Source organism: Paenibacillus sp. fava2, from assembly GCF_058313675.1.
The window spans coordinates 7,220,900-7,237,604 of sequence record NZ_CM177755.1 but is presented as its reverse complement, the minus strand read 5'-3'; the positions used below and the strand labels follow the sequence as shown (position 1 = coordinate 7,237,604).

The window sequence follows — 16,705 nt, the reverse complement described above, 5'->3', positions numbered from 1 at the left end:
GAGGAGGGAAAGTATGGACTGGGGCAGAGCAAAGAGTGTGCTGATTTACGCTTTTCTGGTGCTGAATCTGCTGCTGTGCTATCAGCTGTGGATGGATTTGCGCGATCAGGCCACTGCCAACCTGGATTTTACTTCCCTCTCGGCAGAAACGCAGGCAGTCATGGAGCAGAAAGGGATTCGGGTACTCTGTCCGATCCCGGCGGCTACGCCGCAGCTGCCTGATATCACCTACATTTACTCCGGTGAGGAGCAGAACGCTCCTCCTGTCCTGCTGAAAGAGCCTATAGATAGCGGGCTCATGTATTCTTCATTCCCGGAGCTCAGCGAGGCCCTGCAGGGGGAGATCCCGGATATTGCGGGTTACCGTTTCGATTCCCAGGAGAGTGAGGTCGGCAAGTTCGTGCTTCACCCGCTGGTGGACCAGAAATACTCCCTATTCCGGGTAAAGCTGGAGCTCATCAACAGCAACCAGAAAATTGTTGCCTACCGTTCGCCGAAGATTGAAATTGTAGCAGCCGGCAGCGACAACGAAAATGCGGATGTGCAGAAGGTGCTTCCGGCCTCCCAGGCGCTCAGCAGCCTGATTGAAAAATATTTTCCGGCGGACGCGGTAGTGAAGGAAATTGAACTGGGCTATTACGGGGAGCTGTTTAATTCTGAGAGCCAGGTGGCTTCACCGATGTGGAGATTCTGGCTGGAGGACGGCAGCGCCTATTATGTAGATGCGATCAGTGCGGACATTATCAGTCCCAAGACAACAGAGTAGAAGGAGCAGGAGAGATGGGAATTTCATTTACAGTGCTGTCCAGCGGTTCTACCGGTAATGTGACAGTAGTACGCAACGGGGAAACAACACTGATGATCGACGCGGGGCTCAGCGCCAAGCGGATTGATGAGCTGCTGGGGATGCGCGAGCTGACGGGGAAAGATATAGACGGAATACTGGTGACCCATGAGCATTCCGATCACATTAAAGGACTCGGGGCTGTTGCACGTAAATACGACCTGCCGATCTACGCCAACAGCAAGACGTGGGGAGCAATCGAAAAAGGCATAGGCAATATTGCCGAGCATAACCGGATTATTCTGGAGACCGGCACGCACCGTGATTTTGGCAGCATGCGGGTGGAGTCCTTTGCGATCTCCCATGATGCTGCTGAACCGGTAGGCTATAACTTTTATGACGGCAAAGAGAAGCTGTGCGTCGCAACAGACCTCGGGTATGTCAGCGATAAGGTCAGAATGGCACTCGAAGGATCGGACGTGCTGGTGCTGGAAGCGAATCATGATATCGAGATGCTGCGGATGGGCCGTTATCCGTGGAATACCAAGCGGCGGATTCTTGGCGATATGGGCCATCTCTCCAATGAGGCGGCCGGGGCGGCATTAAGCGAGATTCTGACCGGGCGTACCAAGCGGACCTATCTGGCGCATCTAAGCCTCGATCATAACATGATTGATTTGGCCAGAATGTCGGTGAGAGGAGCCATGGAGGACCGGGGTTGCTTCTACAAGGACAGCGAATTTAAATTATGCGATACCTATTATGACCGGCCTACGCCATGGGATAAGGTGAGCCAGCCATAAGCCGGTCGAGCTCTGCCATTTTACGGTCAAGTTCCTGGCGGGAGAAGACTCCTTTATCAATCATGAGCTCGATCAGTGCACTCTGCACCAGCAGCAAATGATAGTGTTCATCCTTGAGGTCACCAAGCTTACCGATAAATTGCACAAGATCCATGCTGGTTGAAAAAGATTCCATGACACCTGCTCCTTTCCGGCTGGAGATAATACGGAAACTGTAAACAATTTCATGCGTTTTTGCTTCAAGAAAAAGGTGGGCGGTATGCCCGCTTGTGATACAATTATAAGGAACTGACAGATATAAGCATCAGACGTACATTACTTCTATTATTGTAGTCTTTTAAGCTGCAAAATATTCCTGAGACTCACGGTGTTTATCATGGCAAGTTGCAAGAATCAGAGACCCTTGGCGCTTATAAACCGCAGATTTGGCGGTATATATTAATAAGTGAAACCTTTTAGTGCTCTGCGCAGTCTAAGAGAGAGCGAGAAGTTCGGGGGCAGTTGCTTGGCGTTCAGTCGTGAATGCAGTAGCAATAGAGGGGAGAGGATGTACCCGTGGGATTGTTCGATGATGATTTCTATTCAACCAAAGTACCGCGCCGCAAAAGAAAAGAGCTGGAGAAAAGCAAAGTGCTTACCAGCCGGAAATGGACCGTACACAGATCACGGCGAACGATGGCGACATGGCAGGTGTCTGTAATCAGCTCAGCAGTCAGTGCAGTAGTTGCCGTGCTGTTGTTCAGTCTTGTTACAGGACAATTTGCAACCGAGAGGGAAGCCTATGTACCGGAAGTAGGGCAGAAGGTAACGGCGAGCAGCGGGGATCCGTATGACCGGATTATTCAGGCTGCCGCACTGGTGCGTCCTGCGGTCGTGAGTATTATTAATCATAAAGAAGATAATGAGGAACTTAATATTCTCGATGAATCGGCACTCGGATCGGGAGTTATCTATAAGAAGGATGATAATAAGGCCTTTATTATTACGAATAATCATGTCATTGAAGGCTCAGGCAAGCTTGAAGTGGTAACGGTAGACGGTGTGACACATAAGGCAATTCTGGTAGGGGCAGACAAGGTTACGGATATTGCCGTACTATCCATGGATGCCAAGGATATCACAACAGTTGCCCAGATCGGTGATTCCTCCAAGCTGCGGCTGGGCGAGACGGTGATTGCCATCGGCAATCCGCTTGGTCTCGGCGATACCCTGACCTCCGGAATTGTAAGCTATACGGAGCGGACCATCCCTGTATCGCTGAATCAGGACGGAGTCTATGACTGGGAGCAGGAGGTTATCCAGACGGATGCCGCCATTAACGAAGGCAACAGCGGAGGGGCGCTTGTCGATCTGGACGGTAAAGTTATTGGAATCAACACGATGAAAATTTCTGACACCGGCGTAGAAGGACTCGGATTCGCTATCCCCGCCAACCATGTGGTGAAGACGGCGGATGAGCTGGCTGCCAAGGGCAAAATATCACGTTCCTACCTGGGCGTGTATTCGGTAGATCTGAACAATCCTTATGTTCCGCTGGCTGAGGATCAGGTGAAGGAGCTTAATCTCCCTGCTTCAGTCAAAGAAGGTGTCGTTGTGCTTGATGCGGTAGGACCGGCAGAGGAGGCAGGCCTTCAGTTCAACGATGTCATTACCAAGTTTGATGACCAGCCGATTACCTCAACGCTGTCGCTGCGCAAGTATTTATATGAGCAGACAAAGATTGGCGATGAACTGAAGATTACCTATTACCGGAACGGCGAAGTAAAACAGGCAACTGTGAAACTTCTTGAAAAGCCGCAGGAATAAATGCTGCACGGGCTGTATATAATAAAGAGGCAGTCATGAGAAAGTGAAGCGGCACGGCCGCCCTGAACAGTAATTTTTTTGGGGCGGCACCGTTTCTTTCGTTTCAAAGAAGAATAAGCAGGGTAATAAGAAGTGTTGTTCAAGTACTAGTTGCAGATGGAGTGATAGCCCTTACATTGGAAAGTAAACCTTTTAAGGGAAAAAACGGAGAATATCGGATAAGCCAGCTTGCCTTTGTTCCCCGGGTGTGGTAACATGAGAATAATCATACATTTGATACCTAATTCTCGTATTGAAAAGGGCTGTCAATTGGAATACAACCCTTTTCAATGTGTGAATTTTTTCTTTGTTTGAAGATAAAAAGAACATATTAATTTAAATTTGTGGAGGTAACACACATGCAAACAGGTACAGTTAAATGGTTCAACGCAGAAAAAGGATTCGGATTCATCGAAGTTGAAGGCGGAAGCGACGTATTCGTACACTTCTCCGCTATCACTGGCGAAGGATTCAAAACTTTGGACGAAGGCCAACGCGTTGAATTCAACGTTGTTCAAGGCAACCGTGGACCACAAGCCGAAAACGTTGTAAAACTGTAATAATAGAAGCGCCGTCCCTGCTTACACGTAAGTCGGGACGGTCTTTTTTTATAAAGATCAGAAGTCTACTCACCCTTGTCATCACACAGCCTGATCTAAGCAGAATAACGCTGGGCACACGTTCTGTAACAAAGGATTTGTCAGTCAGCAACTTGTAAGGGCATCGTCAGATGCTTTTTTACTTGTTGTCCAGGCATGTGACATATAAGGAAGGGAGGAACGGCAATGAACTACCGGAAGAAGCCTGTCGAGGAAGTGCCGGAAGAGAATACCGCTATTTGGGCCTGTACCAATGATGACTGCAATGGATGGATGAGGGACAATTTCGCATTTGAACATGCGCCTTCTTGCCCCCTCTGTCATGCTCCAATGGCCCGTAGTATGAAGATGCTGCCGCAGCTGGTGAATTCCAACGGCGATCTCAAATCACTCAAAAAGGGTATTTCCATTACCTGACCATCACCTATTATAAGTCAACCTTACAATATATTGATGAACAAATCCAAGACGGGTAAACCGTCTTATTTTTTTTGCTTTCTAAGCAGAATATTGTGATATTTGTCACAAATTTATTGAAATTATGCATAAAACGAGGCGTATAATGTGATTATTGTCACACTTTAATCCTTAAATTTTTGACAGAATAGACGTATTGAATGGGGAGAAGGAAGGGGAGAAATATGGATACAGTAATGCTGTCGCGTATACAATTTGCGTCGACGACAATCTTTCATTATTTCTTTGTACCGGTATCGATTGGCCTGGCTCTGATGATCGCGATCATGGAGACGATGTATGTCAGAAAGGGCAACGAAGAGTACAAAAGAATGGCACAGTTTTGGGGGAAGCTTTTCCTGATTAACTTTGCTGTCGGTGTAGTAACAGGAATTTTACAGGAGTTTCAGTTCGGAATGAACTGGTCTGATTACTCCCGCTTTGTCGGTGACGTGTTCGGGGCTCCGCTTGCTATTGAAGCGCTATTGGCCTTCTTCCTGGAATCCACCTTTATCGGAATCTGGATCTTCGGCTGGGACAAGGTTTCTAAGAAGATTCATCTGCTGTCCATCTGGATGGTTGCACTGGGAACAACGCTGTCAGCGTTCTGGATTCTCACAGCCAACTCCTTTATGCAGCATCCTGTCGGGTTCGAAATCAATAACGGCCGGGCTGAAATGAATGATTTCCTGGCTCTCATTACTAACGGTCAGCTGCTTGTTGAACTGCCGCATACGCTGCTGGCTGCTTATGCTACAGGCGCCTTCCTGGTAACGGGGATCAGTGCTTATAAAATGCTGAAGAAGCAGGATGTGCCGTTCTTTAGAAAATCTTTTGAAATTGCAGCCATCGTCGGGATTGTATCCTCTGTAGGTGTGGCAGTTGCCGGTCATGCCCAGGCCCAATACCTGGTAGAGACACAGCCGATGAAGATGGCAGCTTCCGAAGGACTATGGGAGGACAGCGGTGATCCTGCTGCCTGGACGGTTTCCGCTTTTATCGACCCTGTAAATAAGGTGAACTCCGGTGAAATCAAGATTCCATACCTGCTCAGCTTCCTGTCCTACAGTAAATTCTCCGGTGAGGTCAAAGGGATGAATACGCTGCAGGCAGAATATGAACAGGCCTATGGCCCGGGTAATTATATTCCGCCAGTGCGGACTACGTTCTGGAGCTTCCGGATCATGGTTGCCGCTGGCTCGCTTATGGTAGTGTTTGGGCTGTATGCCATGTACCTGATGTGGCGTAAAAAGATGGAGCGTCCGAATACCTGGTTCCTGCGCTTTATGTTCTGGGGACTTCTGCTGCCGCCGATTGCGAATACCGCCGGCTGGATTATGACGGAGATCGGACGTCAGCCGTGGACCGTGTTTGGCCTGATGACGACGGAGGATAGTGTATCGCCTAACGTATCTGCAGGCTCCGTCCTGTTCTCGGTTATTACTTTCAACGCTATCTATGCCATTCTGGGAGTTGTACTGGTTGGATTGTTCATTAAAGTAATTAAAAAGGGCCCTTATCACATGGATCACGATCATGGGGATGCCCATGACCCGTATAGCAAGGAGGGTGCTACACATGCTTTCTCTTAATGAATTGTGGTTTGTGCTGATTGCGGTTCTCTTTATCGGTTTCTTTTTCCTTGAGGGCTTTGACTTTGGGGTAGGCATGGAAACGCAGATTCTGGCCAAAAATGATACAGAACGCCGTCTGCTGATTAACTCGATCGGGCCGTTCTGGGATGCGAATGAAGTATGGCTGCTTACAGGTGCCGGAGCGATGTTCGCCGCTTTTCCGAACTGGTATGCTACGCTCTTCAGCGGATTCTACATTCCGTTTGTATTCGCACTGCTGGCGCTGATTGCCCGCGGGGTTGCCTTTGAATTCAGAGGCAAGCGCGACTCGCTAGGCTGGAAAAAAACCTGGGATGTCTGCATTTTCTTCGGCAGCTTCCTGCCGCCGTTCCTGCTTGCCGTTGTCTTCGCCAGCTTCATTAAGGGGCTTCCGATTGACGGCGACATGCAGATGTATGCCGGATTCTTCGATATCGTTAATCCTTATACGGTAGTAGCGGGTATTACTGTCGTGATGCTCTGTCTGGTGCATGGACTGATGTTTACTACCCTGCGTACGGTTGGCGATCTGCAGGTTCGGGCCCGCAAGCTCGGCCAGCTGCTGCTGATTCCGCTGGCAGTGCTGCTGGTGGCTTTCGTTATTATGACTTATTTCATGACAGATATCTTTGAACAGCGCGGAACGGTGCTGATGATTCTTGTCATTCTGGGAATTGCCGCTTACGTATTGTCCGGCTATTTCATGAGCAAGAAGAAAGACGGCTGGGCATTCGGAATGACCGGAGCCGTAATGGCGCTGTCTGTTCTGTCCGTCTTCGTGGGCTTGTTCCCGCGGGTTATGATCAGCTCGATTGATTCGGCATTCAGCCTGACCATCACCAATGCTGCATCTGGACATTACTCACTGAAGGTAATGACCATTGTAGCGCTGACGCTGCTGCCGTTCGTGCTCGGCTATCAGATCTGGAGTTATTTTATCTTCCACAAACGGGTTCACGAGAAGGAGCATCTTGAATACTAATGGATAAAAATTTGCTTGGGTATAAAGGAGTTAAGCCGGTCTTTCTGATCGTTGGCTTCCTTACCCTGGTGCAAAGCCTGTCCATTCTTCTGCTGGCGAAATCGCTGGCAGAAGCTGTCTCGGCGCTATTTGCGGGAGAACCGCTGAAGGAACAAGGGGCAAGAATGCTCTTGTTCCTTCTTGCGTTTCTTGTGCGTCATGCCTGTGCCATGCTGATGAGCCGTGTCTCCTACCGCTTCGCGGAGGCTACGGGCAGCAGTATGCGGAGACAAATGATGGATAAGCTGTTCCAGCTGGGACCAAGGCTGGCTGGCGACCGGGGAACGGGAACACTGGTTACAATTGTGCTTGAAGGAGTGACCAAGTTCCGTACGTATCTGGAGCTGATTATTCCGCGGATGGTTGGAATGGGGATTACACCATGGCTGCTGCTGGCCTATATCTACTGGCTCGATACATCAAGCGGGGTCATCCTGACCCTGACGATGCCGATTATTATTATCTTTATGATTCTGATCGGGATGACCGCACGCAAGCAGATGGACAAGCAGCTGAAGTCCTACCGGACCCTGTCCAATCATTTCGTCGATTCCCTGCGCGGACTGGAGACACTGAAATTCCTCGGGCGCAGCCGCAGCCACAGCGAGAGTATTGCCGCTGTCAGCGACAGGTACCGCTCGGCAACGATGAAGACCCTTCGTGTGGCGTTCCTGTCATCGTTTGCACTTGATTTCTTCACCATGTTATCTGTTGCATCAGTCGCCGTAAGCCTTGGGCTGCGGCTGATCAATGAAGAGATGACCCTGGTTACGGGTCTGACGATTCTGATTCTCGCACCGGAATACTTCCTGCCGGTCCGGCTGGTCGGTGCTGACTTCCATGCTACGCTGGACGGCAAGGAAGCCGGAGAAGCGATGAAGGATATCATCGACCGCGAAACGGTGAAGGCAGAGCCGATTTCCGCTGACGGACAGACCGCTGCGAGGCCGCTGCAAGCAGGGGCATTCAGCTGGACGCCGGATAGTACTCTTACGCTTGAAGGAATCGGCGTTCAATATGAAGCAGACGGACTCTCGTCGTTGGCAGAGGTGAACCTTGCATTTAACGGCGCCGCCAAGATCGGCATTATCGGGGAGAGCGGGGCCGGCAAATCAACGCTGGTCGATATTCTGGGCGGATTCCTGCACCCAACCTCAGGGAGTCTGGTCATTAACGGAAACCGTGTCAGTGCGCTGACTGATGAGGCATGGCGCAGACAGACTGCCTATATCCCGCAGCGTCCTTATATCTTCAGCGGAACGCTGGCCGATAATGTGCGTTTCTATTACCCGGACGCAACGCTTGAAGATGTAGCTGCAGCAGTGAAGGCTGCAGGGCTATCGCAGCTTGCCGCTTCATTTCCCGAAGGGTTAAATGAAATGATCGGCGGCGGGGGACGGTCGGTCAGCGGCGGGCAAGAGCAGCGCGTTGCACTGGCCCGTGCACTGCTCAGCAGCCGTCCAATCATGCTGCTCGATGAGCCTACAGCTCATCTTGATATTGAGACGGAGTATGAGCTTAAGGAGACGATGCTTCCGCTGTTTGAGGGGAAGCTGGTGTTTCTGGCAACCCACCGGCTGCATTGGATGATGGATATGGATCTGATCATCGTCATGCAGCAGGGCCGGGTGGCGGAGGTTGGTACACACCTTGAGCTGATCCGGCGCCGGGGTGTTTATTACGGGCTTATTCAAAGCCAACTGGAGGGAATCCATTGAAACGTGAAGGATGGTTTGCTCCTTATGCCTCCAGCTATTTCTGGCGGTTTGTACTGATTATAGTCCTGGGTGCGCTGACGATCTTCTCGGCCTCGTCCCTGATGTACACCTCGGGCTTCCTGATTTCGAAGTCCTCCATTCCGCCCGAAAATATTCTGATGGTCTATGTGCCGATTGTCGGTGTACGTACCTTCGGTACAAGCCGGGCAGTCATCCACTATGTGGAGCGGCTGGTCGGACATGATACGATTCTGCGCATCCTGTCCAAAATGCGCACACGTCTCTACAACATTCTGGAGCCGCAGGCTTTGTTCCTGTCCTCCCGCTTCCGTACCGGTGATATTCTCGGTATGCTTGCCGATGATATTGAGTATTTGCAGAACGTGTATCTGCGCACGGTGTTCCCGAGTATTATTGCGCTGCTGATCTACGCCGCAGCTATTATCTCGCTCGGCACCTTTGATCTTGCATTTGCCCTATTGATGGGGCTGTATATGCTGGTGCTGGTGGTTGTGCTGCCGCTGATCTCGCTGCTGTTCACGCAAAGACGCCAGCGCCAGGTCAAGCAGGAGCGCAACCGGCTCTACCAGAAGCTGACCGATGCTGTACTCGGCATGGGCGACTGGATGATCAGCGGAAGGCAGGCACAGTTCGTAGCAACCTATGAAGCAGATGAACGGGAGGTTGCCCGTACAGACGGGGCGCTGCGCAGCTGGGCGCGTCTGCGGATGTTCATCGGACAGGTAATAGTCGGACTGGCCGTGCTGTCGATGCTGTACTGGTCCGCTGGAGAATTCGCTGACGGTACTATAGCCGGTACGCTAATAGCCGCGTTCGTACTGGTGGTTTTCCCGGTAGCGGATGCCTTTCTGCCGGTATCGGAGGCCGTCGAGAAAATTCCGCAGTACCGGAATTCGCTGGAGCGGCTGGACGGTGTAGATAAGGCCAAGGGGACTATGCTGCAGGCGCCGGCGGCTGTTAATGAAGAAGCCGCTGCAGCAATCAGGAGCATTCAAGCTTCAGGGCAGGCCCATATCATACTGAAGTCGGCAGGCTACCGCTATTCGGCAGAGGATGCCTGGTCGGTTCAAAACTTAAGCCTCGACCTTCCGCAGGGCCGGAAGATTGCCGTGATCGGGCGCAGCGGAGCAGGCAAATCGACGCTGCTCAAGATGGTGCAGGGTGTCATTACTCCGGTTGCCGGCTCCGCAACGATTAACGGGGTCGCGGCTTCTGCCTTTGGCGAGCAGATTCCGCAGGTCATTGCCGTGCTGAACCAGAGTCCGCATCTGTTCGATACTACGGTGGCGAACAACATCCGTCTGGGCAATCCCGGGGCTTCGGAGGAAGACATCCGCCGGGCGGCAGGCTTGGCCAAGCTGGATACGCTGATCTCTTCGCTGCCGGAGGGGTATAACACACCGGTGCGCGAAGCCGGGCAGCGCTTCTCCGGCGGTGAACGCCAGCGGATGGCATTGGCCCGCATTCTGCTGCAGAATACGCCGGTGGTTGTGCTCGATGAGCCAACGGTGGGTCTTGATCCGCGGACAGAACGCGAGCTGCTGGCGACCATGTTCGAGGCGATGGCCGGCAAGACGCTGCTCTGGGTGACCCATCATCTGGTCGGTGCGGAGCAAATGGATGAAGTAATATTCATGGAGAACGGGCAGGTAGAGATGCGCGGTACCCATGCTGAATTGATGGAGCGCGAGCCGCGCTACCGCAAGCTGTATGAGCTGGACCGGCCGGTTCAGTTCATGGATGCGGACGCCCCGGAACAGATATAGCATTATAGAAAAAGAAGCTCTTCCTGCCCGGTTTGGGGCGGTGAGAGCTTCTTTTTTTGTACAAAACTATAGGCCGAATTCTGCGGTTACCCAATCCTTGAACATGGCGTAATCCTTCTCCACCTGATTGGCGTAGCCGAAGGCCCACTCGGCAATATAACGGGCAAAAGCGTCCGAATCCGAGCCAATGGCTCTGGAAATTTCCTGCTCGCTATGGTAATCGAGAATTCCCCGGTCCACATCCGCATCGGCACGGGCGTGCATTTTGGCGGTCAGGCTGCCCATCAGCTCCAGTACTTTGGTCAGTTCGCCGGCATCTGTGATATCCTCCAGCTTCAGTCTTTTTTTGTAAGGAGAACGCTCCCGTACGTAAAATTCCCGGCCGTCCATCGTCAGGAACCCGAGATAAGGGTCAGCCTTGTGATGCATCGCCTGCTGGGTAGCGGTTACCCGTTTGCCCTGATGGGCAAAGGCCTGCCAGAAGGATTCCGAATACGGCATGAAATAGGCCGGGACGGGAGCGCGGACCTCTTTTACCTCAAGTACAGGATCATCTGCGCCCTCCAGCTCCATACCGCCCTCAATCAGAATATAATAGCGGTCGAGTCCGATGGAAGCCGTTCCTGATCCTCGTTTGACGGCAATATCTTTAATCTGAAAATGCTCATCCTGCAGCCTGCGCGCCACCAGTGTCTGCTTGTAAAAGCTCCACGCTTGCTCCAGCTGGGCCTGTTCGTCCGCACCAGGAATCAGCAGCTCGGCATTCTCCAGGAACACCCTGCTGCTCTGCATATGGGCCGTAACCTTCTCCAGAAAATGGCTCTGACGGCGTTTCTCCAGCTTGCGCAGCAGCTTTTTGACCGGGCCCTTGGCGTTATCCTCATCCACCACATAATCAGCGGGATCATCTTTACCCTGGCAGAAGCGGCGGATTTGCCGCGCATAGGCTTTTGCATAATCCGAAATGAAGCTCTGCTGCTCCTTCCCGCCATAGCCAAGCTGCCTGCCGACAAGGGCAATACTGACCGCCATGCGCAGCAGATCGTAGAGATAAGAGCCGACATAGCCCTCGTCAAAATCATTCACATCATAGACGATCGCCCCGTCCTCACTGCGGAAAGCGCCGAAATTCTCAAAATGGAGATCCCCCTGTATCCAGGTCGGGCGTTCGGGTGCGCTGTGGTACGGAAAGTACTGTCTGGTCGTATCAAAATAAAACAGATAGGCGCTGCCCCGGTAGAAGGAAAAAGCGCTCTGCGCCATTTTGCCGTATTTCTCCGCACGGTTGACATGGCTCAAAGCCATAATACTGCCGTCGAATTCATCCAGAATGGAAATCAGCAGGTCCCTGCGCAGCTTCGAGCGTGTGCGGATAACCCCTTCGGTAATCGTCTGGTTAACCATAGGTGATGCTCCTTTCGGGCTAATATAGCTAAATCTATTATTTCCATAGACTAGCAATTTGGCAAGCGTGATATACTTGAAGCAACTTAAGCGGTGAAAATATGATGTAATGAGGTGTAAGCATGTGAGGAATGGCGGTAACTGCAGCTAATATAAGGAGAGGTAAAAAATGCAGTTAACTTGGGATTTGAGCAGCATCTACCCCGGATTTCAGTCGGATTCTTTCCGGAGGGACCGCAGGCTTGTGGAGACATTGGCCGGGGAGCTTGCAGCATGGGCGGCCTCACAGCTAGAGAATGTACAGGATGCTTCCGGAGTAATGGAGCAGTTCCTTAAACAATATAACGCTTATAAAAGCATTTACCTTCGCTTATTGAGCTATGCGGAGCTAATCTTCAGCGCAGACAGCAGTAACACAGAAGCCGTCGATCTGCTGGATGAGCTGGAGGAGGCCAGCAGGGGGGCGGAGGAAGCAAGGGTAAGCTTCAGCAAGTGGCTTGTCCGGGTTAGTGCAGAGGAGTTGGAGGCCAGTCTGGGAGCTAATGCTTATCTTGCGGAGCATAGTTTTTATCTGCGTGAGCTGCAAGCCAAGTCACGGCATCTGCTGGGCGAAGAGGGAGAAGCGGTCATCGCCCGGATGCAGGCCAACGGCTCGAAGGCTTGGGAGCGGCTGTATATGCGGACGCTGTCTACATTGCGGGTAGATATGCAGATTGGTGGCAAGGTGCGGAGTGTGTCACTGGCTGATCTGCGGAATCTTGCATATGATTCGGATGCAGCCGTACGAAAAGCAGCGGCAGTGGCGGAGGGTGAAGCCTGCCGGAGTGTAGCAGAGCAGAGTGCTGCCTGCATTAATGCCGTGACCGGTGAAGCGGCGGCAGTCTATGAGCTGCGGGGATATGCATCGCCGCTGCATAAGGTGCTGGAAGCTTCGCGGATGGATGAAGCCACGCTTGAAGTGATGCTGCAGGCGATCCGGGAGAGTCTGCCGGTGTTTCACCGCTACTATACGAAGAAAGCAGAGCTGCTGGGGCATAACGGTGCGCTGCCGTTCTATGATGTATTCGCACCTATTGGCAGGGAATCATCGGCTGAAATTTCTTATACAGAAGCGCAGGCGATGATTGTGTCCGGCTTCAGCAGGTTTAGTGCGGAGCTGGGCGCTTTTGCACAAAAGGTGTTCGATCAGCGCTGGATCGACGCCGAGCCGCGTACCGGTAAAGGAAGCTTCGGGATGTGCGTTGATATCTTCCCGATCGGGGAGAGCCGGATGATTACCAGCTTCCACGGCAATTATATAGATGTGAGCGTGCTGGCACATGAGATCGGGCATGCTTACCACAGCAGCCGCCTTGCCGGTCAGAGTATGGTCAATACGGATTATCCGGTGCCGGTTGCCGAGACGGCGTCGATCTTTTGCGAGAGTCTGATCAGCGGTGAGCTGCTGCAGAGCGCCCCTGCCGGTGAAGCAGAAGCCATTCTGGAGCGGAGCCTGGCGGATGCCGGGTATTATATTGTTGATTTCTATGCACGGTACTGCTTTGAGAGCAAAATGTATGAGCGCAGAAAATCCGGCAATCTGTCCGTGGATGAGTTAAATGCATTGATGCTGGAGTCAATGACTGCCGCTTACGGCGAAAGTGTGCTGCCGGATTCAATTCATCCCTATCAATGGATCAGTAAGGCCGGATATTATATGGCAGGCAATGAGTTTCTCAACTTCCCGTATTCATTCGGGCTGCTGTTCTCCAAAGGGCTGTATGCACAATATAAAAAGCAGGGGCAGGCGTTCGTCAGCCGGTATGAGCAGTTCCTCTCAGCCTCCAGTACACGGAATATTGCCGATGCCGCCAGGCTGATGGATATTGATGTACATTCTTTGGCTTTTTGGCGGGATGCGCTCCAGCTGATTGCCGGAGATGCCATGAAATTTGCGGGAGCGGAGTAAGCGAGGATTTTTGCGCAGAGGAAGGTTCCTTTTTACGGGGAAGTGTGGTAGAACAATAGTAGAAGTATACGCCGCAGCGGCACAGAAAGGGATGCTTGATTGAATGTATGTAGTGTGTAAAGAACACGTTGAGCTGGCCATCGACAGATTTGTGGACGAGTACGAGGATGCACCGGATGTTGTGGATCTGAAGGAGACCGAATTCTCGGACTGGGACCCGCCGGCGAAATGTGCGGAATGTGAGAAGAATGCGGAATATCTGGTGGTCTGAGGACTGCTGTCAATTATTCAAAAGAACACCCTGCAGCCGCGGAAGCGGATCTGGAGGGTGTTTTGGTGTGTGTGGAGTTAGCGTCGAAATCGGCAGATCAGCAGCATAATAGTGAGGAATTAGGCATCCGCTGCATCTGCCATCGGAGTAAGCCGGCCGCCCCGGCTGCTGCGGTGGTAGACAAACGCTGAGACGATTGCGATGATTGCGGCAACGGACAGCCCCCAGTAAATGTTGGAGTAGGCTGAAGAGAGCGGCAGCCCCTTTTGCCATTCCAGAGCGCTGGCGGCCATCGCTACGCTGAATGCTCCGCTGAAGAACTGCAGCAGCTGGAACAGTCCCATTCCTGAGCCGATCTGCGAGGATGGCAGGATGCGCGAGATTTCATTGGATACGCTGCTCGACAGTACGGTAAAGGACAAGCTCATAATCATGTAGACGAGCATGACGGCGACCCAAGATTGGCCGGCCAGGAAGGCGAACAGCACAGTGGCCAGCAGCACCAGCAGTGGTGCGTAGCGCAGGATTCCGGCATTGCCGTAACGGTCAATGACCCGCCCGACAGCACGGGAGACGAAGATCGCCAGCAGGGAGCCCGGGAAAATCACCAGCCCGGCATGGCTGGCACTGAACCCGAAGCGGTGGGTCAGAATCTGCGGCAGCAGGAACAGGGTGGCGAAGCTGCACAGGTAAGAGGCGATTCCGACCAGTGCAAGCACAAGATAGGACCGGTTGGCGAACAGCGCCGGCATTACGAACGGATCAGGGGTGCTGCGGATGCGTCCAACGAACAGGGCGATCGCAACAATTCCGGTAATCAGGGCCACCCACAGTCCGCTGGTCAGGAACAGCAGCAGGCCGGTGGTGCCGATCCCCAGAAACACTCCGCCCAGGATGTCGAACGAGCCGCGTGCAGGTACTTCCTTAGGAAGCAGTACCATAAACAGCGGCACCAGCAGCAGAATCGCGGCCGTAACGGCGAACAGCCAATGCCAGCCCAGATACTCGACGATGGAGCCGCCTGCTACCGGACCAAGTCCCAGCCCGAGTGAAACGGCGGACATAATGGTTGCCATTGCCTTACCACGGCGGGCCTGCGGAACATAGCGGGTGAACAGGACGAGCGACAGCGACATGACGGCTCCCGCACCGGATGCCTGCAGGATCCGCACGATCAGCAGGAAGATGAAGTTCGTGCTGAAGAAGCCGGCCACAGCGGACAACCCCAGCGTCAGCAGGCCGATGATCAGCAGCCGGCGGATCGGCAGGAAATCGGACAGCCGGCTGTACGTGATGGAGGCAATCGAGAACATAATGGAATAACCGGTCACAATCCAGGATGCCGATGCTGCCGTAATGCCGAACGCCTCGGTTACATCCGGCAGCGCCAGATTGAACATCGCCGTGTTCATGATGACGAGCACGACGGCGACGCTGAACAGGAGGGTCAACAGGCCCTCCCGTGGGAGGGAGGGTTCTGAGGCGGCAGGGTTGGAGCCAGTGTTAGGGCCAGGATTAAAGGTACTGCTGCCTTTGTCTGCAGTACCTTTAGATGTATGTAATGAGTTCAAGGGGGTGTCACTCCTTAGCTTCTATTGTTTAATAGTTCGATTACTTACGAACAATTGAAATATAGCATGCGAAGTTGTAAAATGCAATTAGGAAGATGAGAATTGGCATGGCGTTGAAGGATATGAGTATGAGAAACTGAAAGATAAAAGTACTGACAATTGAAGTGATACGTTGAGAAGTTGAAGAGATAAGATGCATTTTAAGTAATCATAAAGGGGTCTTATATATGAAGCTGCTCCATCATCCGGACTGTAAAGACATACAGCTTGCTTCTGTTTTGTATGCGCTTAGCGATCCGATCCGTCTATATGTTGTGTCGGAAATCCGCAAGCACGGCGAGCAGGCCTGCAACAGCTTTAAGGTACCGATCGCCAAGTCCACGTTGTCTCACCATGCCCGCACATTGCGCGAATCAGGTGTTGTGCACACACGGGCACAGGGCACCCAGCGCATTTTGTCGCTGCGGGAAGAGGATTTGAATGAGCGGTTTCCGGGTGTGCTGGATTCGATATTGGAGGCTTATGAGTCTGCCGGCGGGGCGGTGGATTTTGGAGAGCGGATGGAAGAGTGAAGGGAAGAGTATAGAGTAAAAGCGTGGTAATGATGGTTGCTCTAGGATGCAAGGATAGTTTGTTGTAGAGTGTGACGCCGAATGCCGGGCTTTGTGTCTGGAGTAATATAGATTTGGGGGACTCTGCGGGGGCAGGGTCTTTTTTGCGTGGTTGTATGTTTGCCGGTATAAATTGCACAAAGTAATCGGCAAAGGATATGGGGCTTTTGGGCAGAAAGGCAGCTGGGAGTATACAGTTATGGTGAGTATCTGGTTAACGAATGAATGAAAGTTACCTTACAGGCTACCCAGAGCTAATCTAAGTGGAAAAAGG

Annotated in this window: 15 protein-coding genes; 12 read left to right on the top strand and 3 right to left on the bottom strand. The window is 52.2% G+C overall.

All coding sequences use genetic code 11. The annotated features are described in order from the left end of the window. Positions 1 to 13 precede the first annotated feature (13 nt). A complete protein-coding gene (gene yycI, locus AC4G46_RS31875) occupies positions 14 to 766 on the top strand; it encodes a two-component system regulatory protein YycI (RefSeq protein WP_491126154.1) in 753 nt (250 codons plus the stop codon). Between the two features lie 14 nt (positions 767 to 780). Continuing rightward, positions 781 to 1,587, top strand: coding sequence for an MBL fold metallo-hydrolase (locus AC4G46_RS31870; protein ID WP_491126153.1), 807 nt, complete (start codon positions 781 to 783; stop codon positions 1,585 to 1,587). Here AC4G46_RS31870 and AC4G46_RS31865 read toward each other — a convergent pair. After that, a complete protein-coding gene (locus tag AC4G46_RS31865) occupies positions 1,556 to 1,762 on the bottom strand; it encodes a hypothetical protein (RefSeq protein WP_068729603.1) in 207 nt (68 codons plus the stop codon). The two genes, AC4G46_RS31870 and AC4G46_RS31865, sit on opposite strands and share 32 nt — an antisense overlap. Before the next feature lie 380 nt (positions 1,763 to 2,142). On the opposite strand from AC4G46_RS31865, the gene AC4G46_RS31860 reads away from it, so the two are divergent. From AC4G46_RS31860 to cydC, 7 genes are all read left to right on the top strand, one after another. Beyond that, positions 2,143 to 3,393 carry a S1C family serine protease gene (locus AC4G46_RS31860; protein WP_491126152.1) on the top strand — a complete coding sequence of 417 codons (1,251 nt, stop codon included), beginning with the start codon at positions 2,143 to 2,145 and terminating at the stop codon, positions 3,391 to 3,393. Positions 3,394 to 3,791: 398 nt separating this feature from the next. Then, positions 3,792 to 3,992 (top strand): cold-shock protein, encoded by a 201-nt coding sequence (locus tag AC4G46_RS31855; RefSeq protein WP_039878010.1) that lies wholly within the window; start codon positions 3,792 to 3,794, stop codon positions 3,990 to 3,992. Positions 3,993 to 4,217: 225 nt separating this feature from the next. Further along, positions 4,218 to 4,448 carry a cold-shock protein gene (locus AC4G46_RS31850; RefSeq protein ID WP_277467859.1) on the top strand — a complete coding sequence of 77 codons (231 nt, stop codon included), beginning with the start codon at positions 4,218 to 4,220 and terminating at the stop codon, positions 4,446 to 4,448. 224 nt (positions 4,449 to 4,672) lie between these two features. Further along, a complete protein-coding gene (locus tag AC4G46_RS31845; RefSeq protein WP_491126151.1) occupies positions 4,673 to 6,079 on the top strand; it encodes a cytochrome ubiquinol oxidase subunit I in 1,407 nt (468 codons plus the stop codon). Next, positions 6,066 to 7,082 (top strand): cytochrome d ubiquinol oxidase subunit II, encoded by a 1,017-nt coding sequence (cydB, locus tag AC4G46_RS31840; protein ID WP_491126150.1) that lies wholly within the window; start codon positions 6,066 to 6,068, stop codon positions 7,080 to 7,082. The genes AC4G46_RS31845 and cydB overlap by 14 nt, the downstream gene beginning before the upstream one ends. Then, positions 7,082 to 8,839, top strand: a complete 1,758-nt coding sequence (cydD, locus tag AC4G46_RS31835) for a thiol reductant ABC exporter subunit CydD (protein WP_491126149.1) — start codon at positions 7,082 to 7,084, stop codon at positions 8,837 to 8,839. Before cydB ends, cydD begins: the two co-directional genes overlap by 1 nt. After that, positions 8,836 to 10,626, top strand: coding sequence for a thiol reductant ABC exporter subunit CydC (cydC, locus tag AC4G46_RS31830; RefSeq protein WP_491126148.1), 1,791 nt, complete (start codon positions 8,836 to 8,838; stop codon positions 10,624 to 10,626). The genes cydD and cydC overlap by 4 nt, the downstream gene beginning before the upstream one ends. 66 nt (positions 10,627 to 10,692) lie before the next feature. Here cydC and AC4G46_RS31825 read toward each other — a convergent pair whose 3' ends face one another. Then, positions 10,693 to 12,030 carry a DUF2252 domain-containing protein gene (locus tag AC4G46_RS31825; RefSeq protein ID WP_491126147.1) on the bottom strand — a complete coding sequence of 446 codons (1,338 nt, stop codon included), beginning with the start codon at positions 12,028 to 12,030 and terminating at the stop codon, positions 10,693 to 10,695. Positions 12,031 to 12,199: 169 nt separating this feature from the next. Between AC4G46_RS31825 and AC4G46_RS31820 the strand changes: the two genes are divergently transcribed. Together AC4G46_RS31820 and AC4G46_RS31815 are read left to right on the top strand one after the other, a co-directional pair. After that, positions 12,200 to 13,978 (top strand): M3 family oligoendopeptidase, encoded by a 1,779-nt coding sequence (locus tag AC4G46_RS31820; protein ID WP_491126146.1) that lies wholly within the window; start codon positions 12,200 to 12,202, stop codon positions 13,976 to 13,978. 103 nt (positions 13,979 to 14,081) lie between these two features. Continuing rightward, complete coding sequence (locus AC4G46_RS31815) at positions 14,082 to 14,249, top strand: CxxH/CxxC protein (RefSeq protein ID WP_066377900.1); 168 nt, start codon at positions 14,082 to 14,084, stop codon at positions 14,247 to 14,249. A gap of 119 nt (positions 14,250 to 14,368) precedes the next feature. On the opposite strand, the gene AC4G46_RS31810 is transcribed toward AC4G46_RS31815, so the two are convergent. Continuing rightward, positions 14,369 to 15,820 carry an MFS transporter gene (locus tag AC4G46_RS31810; protein WP_491126145.1) on the bottom strand — a complete coding sequence of 484 codons (1,452 nt, stop codon included), beginning with the start codon at positions 15,818 to 15,820 and terminating at the stop codon, positions 14,369 to 14,371. Between the two features lie 227 nt (positions 15,821 to 16,047). Between AC4G46_RS31810 and AC4G46_RS31805 the strand changes: the two genes are divergently transcribed. Continuing rightward, positions 16,048 to 16,392: an ArsR/SmtB family transcription factor gene (locus AC4G46_RS31805; RefSeq protein ID WP_491126144.1), complete on the top strand. Its 345-nt coding sequence runs from the start codon at positions 16,048 to 16,050 to the stop codon at positions 16,390 to 16,392. Positions 16,393 to 16,705 lie beyond the last annotated feature (313 nt).